Raw genomic sequence first — 16,932 nt, 5'->3', positions numbered from 1 at the left:
CGCGCGAACAGCAGCCGAGCAAGCTCGGCTCTACACAAGGCGGAACTCGCTTCACTGCTTTTTCTTTATAGGAGAGGGCTGAGGTGAAGGTATAGGACTTCATGCGAACCATCCGTGCAGCATGAAGGGTGCATCGGCGCCTTCCTCGCCTGCCACGCGGAACGCCCAGGCGCGCTGTCCCAGTCGCGTCTCCAGCACGTAGTAGTCGCGGCGTACGTCGCCGTCGTCCCACCAACCCGATTCCACGCGTTCCGGGCCGGCGATGATGTGCGGTGCGACGTCGCGCAACGGCATGGGCCGTTCCAGCAACCAACCCGGGCGCGGCGGCGATGGTGCATCTTCCTGTGCCTTGCCTTCCTCGGCGCGCCAGGCGAACTCGGGACGATGGTCGGCATGCACGCGCAGACCATGCACCGCCTCGTCGCTCAGGCGCGCACGCAGGCGCTCGCGCAACTGTTCCCACAGCATCGCCTGCTGCGGGCGTTCGTCGAATAACTCGCGATGCGCCGGCACGAACGGCGGCAACTCCTCCGCCACCAACCGCACGGCACGTACCGGTGCGGGTACCTGCGCCTGCTCCAGGCGACCGCGCGCCAGTTCGAACAGCATCGCCGGATCGCGCTCGGCGGATAGCAGCCCCACCGACACAGCGGTGTCGGCATGGTCTTCATGCTCCAGCCGCAGTTCGAACCGCTGCACGCCGCCATCGCGGCCCGCCAGGAAAGCGGCCAGATCGGAAGTCAGCCGCTTGAGCGGGAACAGCAAGGCCTGATGCGATTCGACTTCGTATCCAAGTTCAATGCGTGTATCGAAACGATCCGGTGGCGCGTAGTAGTGCAGCGGCGCCTGGCGTTCGCCCAGCAATTCATCGAGGTGCTGCAGCACCTCCTTCGGGAAACGCCGGACCAGGGTGTCGCGCGGCAACGCCATGACCTGCCGCAGCTTGCGAAGACCCATGCGTTCGAACGCCACCGCTACTTCGCGTGCAAAGCCCGCACGTTCCACCGGCAGCTGGCCCAAGGCATGGCGTAGGGCTTCATCGCTCAATAGCGCGATGCCGTTATGCGCGTTAGCCAGCACGCGTGCCGCGGCCGGATTCGGCGCCATCACGATGCGATGGCGGAAACCCAGTTCGCCCAATTCTTCGCGCAGGCGCGCTTCAAAGCGTGGCCACGGCCCGAACAGGCGCAGGCTGGCCTCGACTTCCAATACCAACGCATGCGCGTACTGCGTGCTGACCAGCGAACTGAAGCGGTAAGCCCAGGCAGCAAGCAAGGCGTGTCCGCGCTGCGCTTCGTCGGGGTCGTATTCCACCGTGGCGAAACCCGGTGCTATCACCTGCGCGGCGGTCAGCGACATGCCCGGGCGCAGACCCAATGCACGTGCCGATGGATTGACCGCATGCAGCACGCGCCGCTGCGGCGTACCTGCTATCAGCGCCAGCGGCGCGGACGGATCGGACTGACGGCGGAGGACACCGTCCAGCGCCAGTTGCGGCAGCAGAATACAAGCCCAGCGCATGCCGTCATCCTCACGCGGCAAAGGCAGTAAAGGGAATGGGACGCGGCGGCGCCATGCCGCCCCGGCATTTCAGCACCCGCAGTTGTGGCGGATGCAGATCGAGAGCCAAGCGCAATGCGGCCGGCGAGGGATTCAACGAAGCCTTCAACGGCCGGAACGCGAAACCCAGCGCCTGGCCGGATTCGGCCGCCACCTGCAGGCGCCGCAGCGCGCGGTCGTCCACGTTCTGTGGCCAGCACACCACCGCCGCGCAACTGCCCGAACGCAGGCATTGTTCGCTCGCCCACAAGGCATCGCGGCCTTGCGCCTTGACGATCTGCAATTGCCGCAAATCCACCCCCGCGGCTCGCCAGGCTTGCGGATACGGAATGTACGGCGGCGCCACCAACACCACGCGCTGACCGGCGCGGGTGAGCCGCGACAGACTGGGCCAGAGCAGGCGCAGCTCGCCGATGCCATCGGCGGGAATCAGCAGTTCGGTCAGTGCATGTTCGGGCCAACCGGCCGTGGGCAATGCCGCATCCAGCGCGGCGTAACCGGTCGGCTGCGCGCTGGGCGGCAACGCCGCCGGCTGGCCTTTCCATACCCGTCGCTCCTGCAACAGGGTGTCGATGGCGACAACGGCGCCCATCAGCCCCGGCGTACCAGGCCACAGTAGACGCCTTCAATGGCGAAGTCCTGATCCGGCTCCACCACGATGGGTGCATGCTCGGGATTGCGCGGCAACAGACGAATACGCTGGCGCCCGCGCTCCAGCCGCTTGATGGTGATCTCGCCGTCCACCCGCGCCACCACCACCTGTCCGTTACGCGCTTCCGCGGTGCGCTGCACGCCGACCAGGTCGCCATCCAGAATGCCGTCGCCAATCATCGAATCGCCCTGCACCTTCAGCAGGTAATCGGGCGTCAGCGAGAACAATCGGCGATCCAGCACCCACTGCGGGTCCAATCCGCCACCCAACCCAATATCCGCCCCGATAGGCGTGCCGGCGGCCACCCGGCCCAACACTGGCAGGGTCAGCAGATCGGCACGCCGGTGCCCGCCCGCCAGGCGGATGCCACGCTTCTGGTGCGGCGCCAGCTCGATCAGGCCAGTCTCGGCCAGCGCCTGCACATGCTTCTGCGCCGCATTGCGCGAGGCAAAACCGAACTCCTCGGCAATCTCGGCCAGGCTGGGCGGTTGGCCCAGCACCTCCACCCGATGGCGGATGAAAGCCAGTACCGCGGCACGCTTAGGGGTGAGTTCTATCATAGGTGTACATTTGTACACCAAGGCGAGGGCTTTGGCGAGTTATATCCAGGCCGGTAAGCCTGAACGGAAGCCCCGGAGTGCCGCCTACTAGCCAGAAGGCGTTCGTTACTGCCTGATTGAACGGCCCGCGCAAGTTTTGGCTTGCATGGCTGAGTGCGCTCAAATGATTACGGCGAATGCGCCGCCGCCACGAGCAGCCCGCCAATGATCGCAAGGTTGGACTGCCACGTGCGGATGGCATCGGCACGCGCCGGGCCCTCCATGCCCCAAAAGTTGACCAGCAAAACGGAGGCTGCGACGGTGAAGGCCACCAAGCCCAGAGCGGCCCACATTGGATAGAAACCGAAGATCAGCGCCAGGCCAGCAAATATCTGGAACACCGAGCCCGACAGCAACACAAGCCTGGCTGCCGGAACACCCCGTGCGCTGAGTGCCTGAGTGATGGCCGGCAGGTTGAAGAAGTGGTGAATACCACCAACAACGAAAAGGCCGCCCAACAGCAGGCGCCCAATGAACCATAGGATGACTTGGCTATCCACTGGCATGCTGCACCTCGTGATCCCACCTCCGGGTCGAGCCGAATGGCGAACGACTTCGGCTTGAATCAATAGTAGGCAGCTGGCCGTTAAGCCCAGGCCTAGGCCGCCACCTCGGACCTACCCAATTAGTGAGCCGCCGCAAGCCGGTTGTAGGCAAAGAATCCCAACCATGCGAGCGCTAGGACGCCAAGACCAACTGCCCGTAGCCCGTCATATGACAAAAGCTCGGAGCGTCGCTTGCGCGATCTTCGGCTAAGCATGAGCGGAAAGAGCAGAATCATTCCGATAGCTACAAGGAACAGGTCTACCCAGAACCAAGGCCGACTTACGACGTCCAGGAAATCGCTGAGCATAAATCCTAGTTTTGCGTGCTGGGTTTACGTTTGAATCAAACCGAGCCGACAAAAGCGAACCACGCCGTTTGCGCAACTAGCGTAAGGCTTCCCCGCGTGGAAACATGCGACAGATGCGGTTCGCTTTGCTCACCGCATCCGCCGCCGTTACGCATGGCTGGTCAGAGCCTCCGGGCGCGGAAGCGAATCGGAAATCAGCGCTCGCTGTGCGGTCTGTTGTTCGCTTTCATCCAACGCCGCCAGGAATTCCACTTGTCCGCCGGTGTTCGTCGCGATGGGAACGCCATCGCGATACAGCACGCGCGCACCGGGTACTCGCGGCACCTTGGTACCGGGGATCAGCGTGCCTAGCAGATTGGCCGGATCGGATGCGGATAGGCGGACGAAACTGCCATCGAGCGGTTGGCGCCGTACTTGCCGCATCAGGCCCACCGCATCGGGCAGCGCGAACTGTTCGCCGGGAATGCCGGCAATGAAGCGGCCGCCACGGATTTCGCCGCGTGCTTCCAGGCGGTGGTAGACGCGCACCAGTTCGCGCCAGGGCGGCAGCCATGCGGCTTCGCGTTCCAGCAGTCGCCAGCACACCACGCCGTATCGGCGCAGTAGCGTGCGGGCAATGTGTTCGATCGCCTCCGGATTCTTGTTGCCGCCGTCAGCGGAAGCAGCGGCCGCGGGCGGCCGGATCAACGCCCAGCGACCCGCATCCTGGATACCGAACAACGCCACGCGACGGCGGTGGCGAGAAGACGACGGAGAACGTTTCGATGCTGGCACCAGCAACGCGCGCAGGCCGGCATAGCTGTCGCAGTGAACACGTCCGCGGATCACCAGTTCGGCCAATGCGTCTTCCAACTCAGTGCGCAGCAGATGCGCGCCGTCGGCGATTTCATCGAAGAAGGACGCGCCATGTTGCGTCAGGTAATCGGCGACTCGCTGGGCGCGGGAACTGAGGCCACCTTCCTCACTGGAGGTCGGCGCCAATCGCGCCCAGAGCGAAGCGGTCCGGCGCGGCAACAACAGGATGGGCGTGGAACGCAGCGAACCTCCGCCACGCGCGCTGCTGTCGCTCGCATTGGGCCGCAATCGCGTCCACATCGTGCGGCCGGCGGTGCACAGATCGTCCAGCCAGCTGATCGCATAGTCCTTGACGCGCGTGGGCAGCAGTTCCATTTCCCAGGTTGCCGCCGGCGCTTCGAAACCTTCCAGCTGCGCCAGCACACCGGACAAGGCTTCCGGTCCGCTGACGCGTGTCGATTCACTGACGCGCTGCCAATCGAACAGGAAGCGAGCAAAGTCGCGAGGTTCCACCGGTTCGATCTCGCGCCGCAGGCGTTTCAGCGTGTAGCGATGAATGCGCGCCAGTAGATGACGTTCGCACCACTCCTCGGCCGAGGCATCCGGCGTGAATCGCCCTTGCATCACGTAGCCTTCGGCCTGCAACGCCAGCAGTGCGGCTTCCACCTCCGCATGCGGCAATCGCAACGGATCCGAAAGCTCGGCGACCGGCGTGGGACCCAATGCGGTGAGCCGCGAACGCAACAACTCGCGTAGCGCATCTTCCCGCGTCCAAGCTATCTGTGCGAATTCGGCGGGCGCGGAAATCTCGGGTTGCCACTTCGCGCCGGGATACAGCACCGCAATCTGCGGAAGTTGCTCTGCCGTTACCCACAAACCGGCGGCAGCTTCATCTGGAAGCAACCTGGCCGCGCGTCCACTTTCCGCCAGCGTGCCCAGCCAGGCGAGCCAATCGGGATGGCGAGCCGCTTCCTCCTCCATGAGCACGCCGAGTCCGGTCAGCGCTTCGTGCATTTCGTCTGCATTGCGGGCTTCCGGCCACGCCTCCTGGCGCACGGCGTCGATCGCCTCCGGATCCAATCGGCCCAGATCATCGGCGTTCTCGGGATCGGAGTAGCGTCGACTCTGCACGGCCTGCGTGCGGCGCTCTTCCAGCGGTGCATCGTCCAGATAGGCGTAAGGCCGAGCGTTCAATGCCTCGGCCGCCAGCGGCGAAGGGGCGGGAAGATCGCGCGCGATCACTTCCACCTCGCCCGCTTCCAGGCGCCGCAGCAACTGCAGCCAGCCGTCGGCATCCATGGCTTCGTACAAACAGTCGTGCAGCGTTTGCGCGACCAGCGGATGGTCGGGAACTTCGCGTTCGCCCACCAGGTTTTCGGCACAGGCGACCTGGTCCGGGAATACCGTCGCCAGCAGATCTTCCGACTTCATGCGTTGCAGTTGTGGTGGAACCTTCTTGCCGCCAACAAAGCGCGGCAACGCCAGCGACGTGGTGGCGTTCCAGCGCCAACGCACACCGAACAATGGCGCATCCAGCAACGCCTGCACCAATACATCCAACGCCGATGATGAATGCAGGTATCGCGAGACTTCGATCAGCGGGAAACTGTGGCTGGTCGAAAGCGACAGGACGATGGCGTCTTCCGTCGCGGCCGCCTGCAGTTCGAAATTGAATTTGCGGCAGAAGCGCTTGCGCAGCGCCAGGCCCCAGGCGCGATTCAGGCGACTTCCGTACGGCGAATGGATCACCAGTTGGGTGCCGCCGGATTCGTCGAAGAAGCGCTCCATCACGATGCGCTGCTGGGTGGGCAATGCGCCCAATGCCGTCACCGTCTTGGCCAGATAGTCGACGATCTGGCGTGCGGCTTCGTCATCCAGACCTACTTCAGTGGTCAGCCACTGAATCGCGGCATCCGTTCCGTCCGCAGCGATTTTCGATTCGATGTCCGCACGCAGGCGCGATACGCCGAGGGAAAGCTCATCGCTACGACCCGGTGCTTCGCCCAGCCAGAATGGGATATTCGGCGGCGCGCCCTTGGCGTCTTCCACCCGTACGCGCCCAGGTTCTATCCGCAGGATGCGGTAACTGGCATTGCCGAGCTGGAAGATATCGCCGGCCAGGCTCTCCACCGCGAAGTCTTCGTTGACGGTGCCGATCTTTTGCGCTTCCGGTTCCAGCAGCACCGTGTAGTCGCCGGTTTCCGGAATGGTGCCGCCGGACATCAGTGCCGTCATGCGCGCGCCCTTGCGTTCGCGCAAGCGATGGTGAACCGCATCGCGGTGCACGTAGCCGGCACGCGGGCCGCGGCGTGTGGTGAAGCCTTCGGCCAGCATCTTCACCACCGCCGCATAGTCTTCACGCGACAGCTGCGCGTATGGCCAGGCGCGACGCACCAGCGCGAAGAGTTCGTCTTCGTCCCATTCGCGGCTGGCGGTTTCGGCAACGATCTGCTGCGCCAGCACATCCAGTGGCGCGGGCGGAATATGCAGCGCGTCCAGCTCACCGCGGCGAACGCAATCCAGCAATGCGGCGCATTCGATCAGTTCGTCGCGCGATTGTGGGAACAGCCGCGCCTTCGGAATGCCGCCCACCGCATGTCCGGAGCGGCCGGCGCGTTGCAGGAACGTCGCGATGGACCGTGGCGAACCCAACTGACACACCAAGTCCACATCGCCGATATCCAGACCCAGTTCCAGCGAAGCGGTCGCCACCAGCACTTTCAGTTCGCCGCGCTTCAGTCGTTGCTCCGCATCCAGGCGCGCCTCGCGTGCCAGGCTGCCGTGGTGCGCGGCCACGGCTGACTTGCCCAGCAGTTCGCCCAGGTGACGCGCGGCGCGTTCGGCCATGCGCCGGGTGTTGACGAACACCAGCGTGGTGCGGTGCTCCCGCACCAGGGCCGCGACGCGTGCGTAGACCTGTTCCCATTGGTCGTTGGACATCACCGCGCTCAACGGCGTGGGTGGAAGCTCCAGGTCCAGATCGCGTTGTTTTCCGTAGCCGATGTCCACGATTTCGCAATCGGGCGCTCCATTGGACAGCGCGCCCTCGGTCAGCCCGCCCGCACCAACCAGGAATCGCGCGACTTCGTCGATTGGCTTTTGCGTGGCGGACAAACCGACCCGGGTCAGCGACCGCCCCGCCAGCGCCTGCAGCCGCTCCAGCGACAGCGCCAGGTGGCTGCCGCGCTTGCTGCCGGCGACCGCGTGGATTTCATCGACGATGACGGTGCGTACCGGCGACAGCATGGCGCGACCGGATGCGGATCCCAACAGCACATACAGCGACTCGGGTGTGGTCACCAGAATATGCGGCGGTTTGCGTAGATTTTGCTGGCGCTCCTTCGGCAGCGTGTCGCCGGTGCGCACGGCAGTGCGAATTTCGACGTCGGGAAGTCCCAGCCGCGCGAGTTCGTCGCGGATGCCGGCCAACGGCGCTTCCAGGTTGAGATGAATATCGTTGGACAGCGCTTTCAACGGCGATACGTAAATTACCGTGGTCTCATCGGCCAAGCCGCCGGGCTCCAGGCCCTGCCGCACCAGCTCGTCCAATGCCGCCAGGAACGCGGTCAGGGTTTTGCCCGAACCCGTCGGCGCGGCCACCAGCGTATTGCGGCCCGCGCGAATCGCCGGCCACGCCGCCGCCTGCGCCGGCGTTGGCGCGGGGAAGGTGCGCTGGAACCAGTTGGCGACAGCAGGATGGAAAGTAGTTAATGGCATCACAGGGACATGAGGGTAATACGCGCCAAGCCAATTTATGGAATGTAAACCTGCTATTTCTTAATTCACCTTCGTTAACACTGATGGCGCTGAGCAGGTTGGTACCCGCCCAGCGTCGGGGCGCCGCCCCGACCTACTTGCTGCGGAAGCCTGCGTACCGTGCGTACCAGTCGAAAACCGTGGGTGGCAATGCATCTTCCAGGGGTATGCCGAGCGCGACATAGCCGTCCAGTGCGTCGCGTAGCATCCGGTGCGGCAGTGGCGGTTCGGCGCCGGCGGGCTGAGCGTCGCCGGGCTCGCTGTCGGCAGCGGACAGCATGCGTTCCGCCCAGGTGTACAAGTTGCTGCGCCGCTCTTTCAATCGACCCCGCAACCAGTGTTCCAATGGCTGGTGAACCACATATCCCTGTGCGGCGAATTCCTCCCTCGCCTGTTCCAGCAACAGCGCGGCGCCCCGGTACCATTCGGTGGCTCCCGCCGCGCGGCCTGGCACCAGCAGAGGCGCCGGCGCATTGAGCAAGCGCAGCGATCGCCGCAAACGGGTTTCGTGGCCCTGCGCTTCGCGCACACGGTCGGTTTCCAGCAGCCAGCCGCGTTGCAGATCGAAGAACTCGAAATAGCGCCGTGAGAAAGCCTGAATCCTGTCCAGCGGATCACGCGATATTCCCAGTTTCAGCAGATCCTCGTAAGCGCACGGAAAGACATACAGGTAACACCGACCGGCACTCGGGGAATAAGACGGTTCGCGCGTCGAGATTCGGCTGGGCATATAGGGAAGAATGGTGGAGGTGCATCGCAGCTGGCGAGACGGACAACCGTAGACAAAAAGAAAGCGGGCCCAAAATGGGCCCGCCGGTTTCCCGCAAGGGCTCAGCAGACTGCCGCGCCGTTATTTTTTGTCCGCCATATGCTTCTCATGGGCCGCTTTCATTTCGTCGGCTGTGACGCTGCCGTCTTTGTTGGCATCGGATTTTGCGAACATGTCGCGCGACCCGGTTTCATGCTCGGACGCGCTGAGCTTGCCGTCGCCATTGGTATCCATCTTCTTGATCTTGTCGGCTGACGACATCTTCATACCTTCCGTCTTGCCGGCATGGGCGGCATGGGCCGCATCCATCTCGGCGGCGGTCACGGACCCATCTTTATTGGTATCCATCGACTGGAACATCGTACGTCCGCCAGCCGCATGTTCCGATGAGGTGATCTTGCCATCGGCGTTGGTGTCCATCTTGGCGAACTTGTCGTCACCGCCCTTGTTGCCGTCGCCGGCGAATGCATCCACCGCGCCGCACAGACAGAACGCAACGGCGGCGGCGCCGATTACTTTCATTTTCATAGCGATTTCTCCGGTGTTTTCGGGTATGCGAAGGCTGCGCTCAGTGTGGTGATACAGCGGTGAATTTGTGCGGCGCGGCGCAAGGACTTGGTGTCCAAACGACTGGGTCATGCATCTCTTCGGCAACGGCGGGCCAAGACCCGCCCTATGCGCTTTCTTTGCACGAGCCGGGGACCATCAGCCGACGCACGATGGCCGGACATCACACGACATTCTTACGAACTTTTAATGCAATCCCATCCATACACCGTCCTCACACCCCTCAGCAGCACCCCTTGGCAGAATCCAACGAGAACCTCCAACAGGGCCGCCATCAGCCGCAATGCCTGCGCTAAACGTTCTCACCGTGAATGTCCATATGGGTTTCAACCTGCTCAATCGGCGCTTCATCCTGCCGGAGCTACGCGAGGCTATTCGCGAAGTCTCCGCGGATATGGTGTTCTTGCAGGAAGTACTGGGTGAGCACGCACGCCACGCCAAGCGCCACCTGAACTGGCCGGAAGGACCGCAGTATGAGTTCCTGGCCAATTCGATCTGGGCCCAGTTCGCTTACGGGCGCAACGCGGTCTACCCGCATGGACATCACGGCAATGCATTGCTGTCCAAGTTCCCGATCCTTCGCTATGAGAACCGCGATGTATCGATGGATGGGCACGAAGAGCGCGGCCTGCTGCATTCGGTCGTCAGCCTGCCTGGTCACACGGATGAACTGCACACCATCTGCGTCCATCTCGGGCTACGCGAAGGGCATCGACAAAAGCAGCTCAGGTTGCTGTGCGGCATCATCAAATCGATTCCGGCCGACGCGCCGTTGATCGTTGCCGGCGACTTCAACGATTGGCGGGTGCGTGGTCATGCATTGATGGTGGCCTGCGGTCTGCACGAGATCTTTGAGCAAGCGCACGGGCGGGTGGCGCGCACCTTTCCTGCGCGCTGGCCAGTACTGCCGGTGGACCGGATCTATCTTCGCAACGCCCATGCCCGCGAACCGCGCGTGTTGTCGGCGCGTCCGTGGTCGCATCTGTCCGACCATGCACCGCTGATTGCGGAGATTGTTCTGTGAGAGGCGAGCCCGTGAAGAGTGCTTCTGTGTCTGGTGGCGTGTGGCGAGACGGTAACCGTGCTCGTTTGCTGGAGAACGGCGAGGATTTTTTCACCCGCACCTTCGAGGCCATTTCCACCGCACAAAGCGAGGTTCTGCTGGAAACCTTCATTCTGTTCGAAGACAAGGTGGGCCTGGAGCTTCACCAGCGGCTGCTGGATGCGGCCAATAGAGGCGTGCGGGTCGAATTGGTGGTTGACGGCTATGGCTCGCCGACGTTTTCGGAAGAGTTTCTGGCGCGCCTGGTTTCGGCCGGTGTGAAGTTCCGGGTATACGACCAGCACCGTCCGTGGTTGGGCATGCGCCTGCATGTGTTCCGCCGCATGCACAGAAAACTGCTGGTGGTCGACCGGCGGCTGGCGTTCGTAGGCGGCATCAACTACTCAGCCGATCATCTGGCCGATTTCGGACCCACGGCGAAACAGGACTATGCAGTGGAACTGGAGGGACCAGTAGTAGCTGACATCCATGGCTTTCTCGAAGCGGCCATCGCCTCCAAAGGCACCGGTGAATGGTGGCACCCCGCCAAGACGCAGGATGCACATCCCACGGGAGATGCGCAGGTGCTGTTCGTCCCGCGGGACAATGCGCACCGTACCGACACCATCGAGCGCGAGTACCGCAACGCAATCCGCAATGCGCAACGCGAGGTGTTGATCGCCAATGCCTATTTCTTCCCCGGCTACGGATTTCTGCGTGATCTTCACCACGCGGCGCAACGCGGGGTGAAGGTGTCGCTGATCTTCCAGGGCGAGCCTGACAAGCAGATCGCCCTGACCGCCGCCCGTACGCTGTACCGGCACATGCTGGATGCGGGCGTGTGCATCTATGAGTATTGCGAGCGGCCGTTCCACGGTAAGGTCGCGCTGATCGACGACGATTGGACGACGGTCGGGTCCAGCAACCTCGACCCCTTGAGCCTGTCGCTGAATCTGGAGGCCAATGTCTTCATCCGCGATCCGGTTTTCGCACGTGATCTGCGCGAACGCCTGAGCAATCTGATGCAGCAGCACTGTTTCGTGGTGGACCCGGCCACGGTACCGAAGAGCCGCTTCTGGCAATCCGTCACCCGGCCGGTGGTATTCCATTGCCTGCGTCATTTCCCCGACTGGGCGGGCTGGCTGCCGGCGCATACGCCGAAGACCGCGTTGGTGGCTCCGCCTGTAGTGCAGGAGGCCGAGACACAGCAAGCAGGTAAAGCGCCATGAAGAAGTCCCGCCATCCGCATCTGCGGCGTGCTTTGAAGGGGCTGTTCGTCGTATTCCTCATTTTCGTCGGCGTGTTGCTGATCCGCTACGCACGTTCCGTGGATTGGGCGCAGGTAGGTAGCGCGATCGCGAGCTATCGCATCATCACGCTGGTGACAGCGGTGGCGCTGACGCTGGCCAGTTATTTGCTCTATTGCGGATACGACCTGGCGGCCCGCGTGTACAGCCATCACTCGTTATCGACACGGCGGGTGATGGTGATCACGCTGATCAGCTATGCCTTCAGTCTCAATCTTGGCGCGGTGATCGGAAGCGCCGGCTTTCGCTATCGCTTGTACTCGCGCTCGGGTCTGAATGTCGGCATCATAAATCGCATCGTGGCTTTCAGCATTTCAACCAACTGGCTCGGCTACGCTGCAGTGGCCGGGACGGTATTTGCCGCACACGTGCTGTCGCCGCCGCCGGACTGGGAAATCGATACCACCGGCCTGCGGCTGCTGGGATTCGCACTGCTGGCCATCGTGGTGGCTTATCTGATTGCGTGCCGGGTATCGCATGGCCGTGTATTCCACGTGCGCGGCCGCCACTTTCGTCTGCCGTCGTTACGTTTGGCTTTGCTGCAATTGATATTGGCCAGCGCCAACTGGTCGGTCATGGCCGCCCTGTTGTTCGTTCTGCTGGGGCAGCAGATCGCGTATCCGGTGGTGCTGGGCGTGATGATGCTTTCAGCCGTCGCCACCGCCATCGCGCATATCCCTGCCGGCATCGGCGTGTTGGAAGCGGTATTTATGGCGCTGCTGGGTCACCTGGTGCCGCAACCGCAGTTGTTCGCCGCATTGTTGGTCTACCGCGCGTTTTACTACCTGGTGCCATTGTTGCTGGGCGTGGTGTTGTATGCGGCGTTTGAGGCAAAGGGAAAGCGGGAGGCGGTGAGCGGTGAGCGGTGAGCGGTGAGCGGTGAAGCATCCACTTTTCCCCTTCTCCCTCCGGGAGAAACACGTTTCCAAAAAGGGGGCGTGTCAGAAACCTTCAATCCACTGTTTCCCCCGACAACGGCGTCGCCAACATGGAAGCCCGCTGTTCAAACTCTTCAAACCAGGCCGCAAGCCTCGGTCGCCCTTCGCGGAAATCAGGAAGCTCACGGAATTCGATCCATGCGAGCGCCGTGGCCACCGCGATATGCCCCACGTGAACCGGGGCCGCAACCTCCAGCTCCTGCTCCAGCCAGTCGTAGCTTGCGATCAGCTTGTCTACGTAGCCATCCTTTAGCGCCGGATACCGGAGTGGTTCGGGCCGCCGGACGGTTTCCCAGCGTACGGCGATACCGGCGTCGGCAATGCCCTGGGCGACCGATTGCGCACGCAAGGCCAGCCAACGCGCCTCGCCTTCGAGGGGAATCAGCCGGCGGCCATCGTGCAACCGGCCCCTGTGCAAGGTATCCAGGTAGGCGCAGATCACGTCGGAGTCGAACAGCGAAGGCAGCCCAGGCCGTACCAGCACCGGCACCTTGCCGAGGGGATTCTCTGCGAACACGTCCGGGTTTTTGCGCGTCGGGCTCGTTTCGTGGTGGATGACCTGCAGGCGATCCGCCAACCCGGCTTCGTGGGCGAAGACCAGAACCTTGCGGGCGTAAGGCGAGTGGGTTTGATAGAGAAGCTTCATGTGGTTCCAGGCGGAGGCCGCCGGCAGAAGTGGCGAAGCGGGAATGGTACGTGCGCCGCCATCGCTTTTCGCCGCAACATTGCTACTGTGTTCGCCTGATTTCCGCGTTATACACGCTCTAACATGCGCAGCCATGGAACTCGACCGATTTGATCGTCAGCTTTTGAACCTTGTGCAGGAAGACGCCGGCCAGACCGCCGAGCGCCTGGCCGAGCAGGTGCCACTGTCGCCGTCCGCCATCCAGCGCCGGCTCAGGCGCCTGCGGGAAAAAGGTGTGATCGCTCGCGACGTCGCGGTGGTCGACGCAAAGAAGGTAGGCAACCCGACATTCTTCGTTGTGTCTCTGCACGTGGAACGCGAGCGACCCGAACTGCTGGCGCAGTTGCGCGCATGGCTGGCTGCGCAAGCACACGTCCAGCAAGCCTTTTATGTCACTGGCGAAACCGATTTCGTCCTGATCGTCACCGCACCCGACACGGAAACCTATGACGGCCTGATGTACCGGTTGATGAGCGAAAACCCGAACGTGAAGCGCTTCACGACCAACGTCGCGCTGGGCGTACTCAAGCGCGGGTTGATGGTGCCGGTACCTTTGGACGCGGACGAATAATCCGCGCGGTGACATCTTCACCGCACCAGGCCGGCAACCACGCGGTTTTCCGCGTATACCCGCTGTAAATCGATGCCTGGCGCCGCGGCACTCCGTCACACTGACGGGATGACAACGACATCTCCTCACGCGTTCGACATCACCCACATCTGGGAGAACTATCTCCCTACAAATCTGGTCGAGCTTCCTTCTCTGGCCAAGCTGACCGGTGTAGCCCGCGTGTTCGCGAAACTGGAAGGTGAGCGGCCACTGGGTAATTTCAAATTGCTGGGCGGCATGATGGCGGGATTATGGGCGCTCGCTCGCGCGGCCGGTGTACCGACACCCTTGGTGCTGCGTTCGCGGGCCAAGCGATCGCGTTCGCTACCGCGGCTGGTATGTGCCAGCGACGGCAATCATGGCTTGGCAGTCGCGGCCGCGGCGCGATGGGCGGGTACCACGGCAATGATCTATCTGCCCGCAAGCGTCAGCCGGTTCCGCGTTGACCGGATCCGCTCGCTGGGAGCAGCGGTTGTCGCGGTGGAGGGCAGCTATGACGATGCAGTACAGGCGGCGGCAGCGGCGGCGGCCGGTCAGGGCATTCTGGTTCCGGACACCTCCAGTGACCTCAATGACATCGTGGTCGCCGATGTGATGAAAGGCTATTCCGTGATCACGCGGGAGTTGGTGGTCCAACTCGATGCTGCAGGCGCGCGGCCTAGCCATTTGTTTGTCCAGGCCGGCGTTGGCGGTCTGGCGGCGGCGATGGCCGAAGGCCTGCATGCACGCATGCGCCCACCCGGCGGGATTCTGGTCGTAGAACCGGAACGCGCCGCCTGCGTCGCGCATGCCCTGGAAGCAGGGCATCCGATTTCTTTATTCGGCGACTTGGAAACCGTCGCCGAAATGCTTTCCTGCGGCACCGCTTCAGCGCCGGCGCTGGCCATATTGCAACGGCACCGCGCACAGTCGATTGTGGTCACGGACGACCAATTGCGGTTTGCCGTCGATGCGCTACGCAGAGCCGATGGGCCGGAAACGACAGCATCCGGCGCGGCCGGACTTGCTGGCTTCTTGAAGACCGCCGCTGACGCGGAGTTGCGTGCGCTGCATGGATTGAGTTCTTCCAGTGATGTATTGCTGGTGGTGACGGAAGGGCCGGACTGAAGGCGGCTATTTCTGTTAGCAATTCTCAACCCTCGCGCGGCACCAGAATGAGTTAACTGAGCCAGCTTTTCTTTACCGTGCTGATGGTGAAGAGCTCGCGGCTGGAGGCGACTCTTACAAAGGCAAAACCATTTTTGTAGGAGCGCCGTCTCGGCGCGAGCTTTTGCTTTCATCGAATCGCCAAGAAAAGAGCTCGCGGCGGGACGCCGCTCCGCGCCCCGGTAGCCTTTCGGCGCGCACGATCACGAGCGCGCCGCAGCGCGCCCATATGGTGAACGATCAGGCTCAGAATGCTCTTGCTTTGTCGCGATCTGAAGAAAGAGCTCGCGGCGGGACGCCGCTTCTACATAAGCAAAAACCGCTCCTGCAACGGCGGTCGTGGGTGGTGGATCGTGTTGACGCCACGTAACGGGCATGTGACCGAGGATGCAGTTCCTTCCTTTGCGATTCCGATGTCCATGGCCAAACGGTCGTCTTCCAAACAAAACGATGCTCGCGGCCAACATGGCGCCACTCAACTGCCAGGGCTGTCGGTCGACAGTTACAACCTGGTCATCCACGGCCCCGAAGGAGATGGATTCATTGGCGACCGCGCCAGTCAGACTGCATTCCGCGATCTGCTGGACGCGGCGCGCAAGCAGCGCACTGGCAAGGACCCGTTCGGCAAGGAGCCGAGTAATGAGATCGGCAAGAAGGCCATCGATCTGGTACTGGTCGGGGGCGATCCCGACGCCGCGCACCTGGTACATATCGCGGTGGAAGAGTACGCACAGCGGTTGGCTCAAGTGGTGCGCTGTTTTCTGGCGCAGAAGGAATGGGACGGAGTGGAGCGGATCGTGTTGGGTGGCGGTCTGCCGGAAAGCAAAACAGGAGGCTTGGCGATCCGGCGGGCAATGCGTCTGCTCAAGCAATCGCGCGCCGGTGTGGATCTGCACATCCTGAAGCACGACGCCGACGAAGGTGGCTTGCTGGGTTGGGTGCATTTGTTGCCTGATTCGGCCAGCAAGCGTCAGGATGCCTTTCTGGCGGTGGATGTCGGTGGCACCAATCTGCGCTGCGGGATCGTCGAGCATCAGCTTGGCCGCGAAGACGACGGGTCGAAGGCTCGTGTCATCGAGCATATGCAGTGGCGGCACGCCGACGACGAACCCGATCGGGGGGAAGCGGTTACCCGACTGGCCGGCATGCTCAACGGGCTTGCCGCCCAGGCGCGCACGTTGGGCGTCAAGCTGGCGCCTTTCATCGGCATTGCCTGCCCTGGTCAGATCCAGCAGGACGGCAGCATTCTGCATGGCGCGCAGAATCTGCCCGGCGATTGGGAAGCGCCGTTCAATCTGCCGCAGGCGTTGAGCGAGCACCTGGACCGCATCGGCGATAGCCAGCCGACCGTGGTGATGCACAACGATGCGGTGGTGCAAGGCCTGAGCGAACGCGTCCGCATGCGCAAGGCGAGCCGGTGGGGCGTGCTGACGATCGGTACCGGCCTGGGGAATGCCAGTTACACCAACACGTGAAACGGCCCATCGCGTTTGCGCTTTCGTAGAGCGGAGCTTGCTCCGCTGCTTTCCGTGCCACCGCGCAGGGGCAGCGGAGCAAGCTCCGCTCTACGGCTGGCGCGTGTCGTGAGACAACCGCATTGATGTCTGGCAGGTCGGGGCCACGCTCCGACGCGTAAGAAGCGAAGCAGATGCA

14 protein-coding genes are annotated in these 16,932 nt (G+C 62.9%); 6 read left to right on the top strand and 8 right to left on the bottom strand.

What is annotated here, in order from left to right; all coding sequences use genetic code 11:
- Nucleotides 1-99 precede the first annotated feature (99 nt).
- The 7 genes from AADW18_RS14560 to AADW18_RS14530 form a co-directional block, all read right to left on the bottom strand.
- The gene (locus tag AADW18_RS14560) at nt 100-1,521 is read right to left on the bottom strand and encodes a DNA polymerase Y family protein (RefSeq protein ID WP_337344114.1); all 1,422 of its coding nucleotides are present in this window, start codon (nt 1,519-1,521) and stop codon (nt 100-102) included.
- 10 nt (nt 1,522-1,531) lie between these two features.
- Nucleotides 1,532-2,152, bottom strand: coding sequence for a translesion DNA synthesis-associated protein ImuA (imuA, locus tag AADW18_RS14555; RefSeq protein WP_337344113.1), 621 nt, complete (start codon nt 2,150-2,152; stop codon nt 1,532-1,534).
- A complete protein-coding gene (gene lexA, locus AADW18_RS14550; RefSeq protein WP_337344112.1) occupies nt 2,152-2,772 on the bottom strand; it encodes a transcriptional repressor LexA in 621 nt (206 codons plus the stop codon). Before lexA ends, imuA begins: the two co-directional genes overlap by 1 nt.
- A gap of 167 nt (nt 2,773-2,939) precedes the next feature.
- Nucleotides 2,940-3,317 carry a DoxX family protein gene (locus AADW18_RS14545; protein ID WP_337344111.1) on the bottom strand — a complete coding sequence of 126 codons (378 nt, stop codon included), beginning with the start codon at nt 3,315-3,317 and terminating at the stop codon, nt 2,940-2,942.
- A 494-nt stretch (nt 3,318-3,811) separates the two neighbouring features.
- Nucleotides 3,812-8,176 (bottom strand): DEAD/DEAH box helicase, encoded by a 4,365-nt coding sequence (locus tag AADW18_RS14540; RefSeq protein ID WP_337344110.1) that lies wholly within the window; start codon nt 8,174-8,176, stop codon nt 3,812-3,814.
- Nucleotides 8,177-8,309: 133 nt separating this feature from the next.
- Nucleotides 8,310-8,945 (bottom strand): GIY-YIG nuclease family protein, encoded by a 636-nt coding sequence (locus tag AADW18_RS14535; protein WP_337344109.1) that lies wholly within the window; start codon nt 8,943-8,945, stop codon nt 8,310-8,312.
- A 120-nt stretch (nt 8,946-9,065) separates the two neighbouring features.
- Nucleotides 9,066-9,623, bottom strand: a complete 558-nt coding sequence (locus tag AADW18_RS14530; protein ID WP_337344108.1) for an EF-hand domain-containing protein — start codon at nt 9,621-9,623, stop codon at nt 9,066-9,068.
- A 235-nt stretch (nt 9,624-9,858) separates the two neighbouring features.
- Between AADW18_RS14530 and AADW18_RS14525 the strand changes: the two genes are divergently transcribed.
- From AADW18_RS14525 to AADW18_RS14515, 3 genes are read left to right on the top strand one after another with little or no spacing between them, the layout of a single operon-like run.
- Nucleotides 9,859-10,575: an endonuclease/exonuclease/phosphatase family protein gene (locus AADW18_RS14525; protein WP_342961446.1), complete on the top strand. Its 717-nt coding sequence runs from the start codon at nt 9,859-9,861 to the stop codon at nt 10,573-10,575.
- An 11-nt stretch (nt 10,576-10,586) separates the two neighbouring features.
- A complete protein-coding gene (gene clsB, locus AADW18_RS14520) occupies nt 10,587-11,822 on the top strand; it encodes a cardiolipin synthase ClsB (protein WP_337344106.1) in 1,236 nt (411 codons plus the stop codon).
- Complete coding sequence (locus tag AADW18_RS14515; RefSeq protein ID WP_337344105.1) at nt 11,819-12,769, top strand: YbhN family protein; 951 nt, start codon at nt 11,819-11,821, stop codon at nt 12,767-12,769. Before clsB ends, AADW18_RS14515 begins: the two co-directional genes overlap by 4 nt.
- An 82-nt stretch (nt 12,770-12,851) precedes the next feature.
- Here the strand turns inward: AADW18_RS14515 and AADW18_RS14510 are convergent, their stop codons facing one another.
- Nucleotides 12,852-13,484, bottom strand: coding sequence for a glutathione S-transferase (locus AADW18_RS14510; RefSeq protein ID WP_337344104.1), 633 nt, complete (start codon nt 13,482-13,484; stop codon nt 12,852-12,854).
- A gap of 133 nt (nt 13,485-13,617) precedes the next feature.
- On the opposite strand from AADW18_RS14510, the gene AADW18_RS14505 reads away from it, so the two are divergent.
- From AADW18_RS14505 to AADW18_RS14495, 3 genes are all read left to right on the top strand, one after another.
- On the top strand, nt 13,618-14,094 hold the full coding sequence (locus tag AADW18_RS14505) for an Lrp/AsnC family transcriptional regulator (protein WP_337344103.1): 477 nt from the start codon (nt 13,618-13,620) through the stop codon (nt 14,092-14,094).
- 108 nt (nt 14,095-14,202) lie between these two features.
- A complete protein-coding gene (locus AADW18_RS14500) occupies nt 14,203-15,240 on the top strand; it encodes a pyridoxal-phosphate dependent enzyme (RefSeq protein ID WP_337344102.1) in 1,038 nt (345 codons plus the stop codon).
- Between the two features lie 458 nt (nt 15,241-15,698).
- Nucleotides 15,699-16,754: an ROK family protein gene (locus AADW18_RS14495; RefSeq protein ID WP_337344101.1), complete on the top strand. Its 1,056-nt coding sequence runs from the start codon at nt 15,699-15,701 to the stop codon at nt 16,752-16,754.
- Nucleotides 16,755-16,932 lie beyond the last annotated feature (178 nt).

Origin of the sequence: Pseudoxanthomonas sp. CCNWLY206-1 (assembly GCF_039710385.1) — a bacterium.
In the GTDB taxonomy this organism is placed as follows: domain Bacteria; phylum Pseudomonadota; class Gammaproteobacteria; order Xanthomonadales; family Xanthomonadaceae; genus Pseudoxanthomonas_A.
This window is presented reverse-complemented; position numbering and strand designations above follow the sequence as displayed.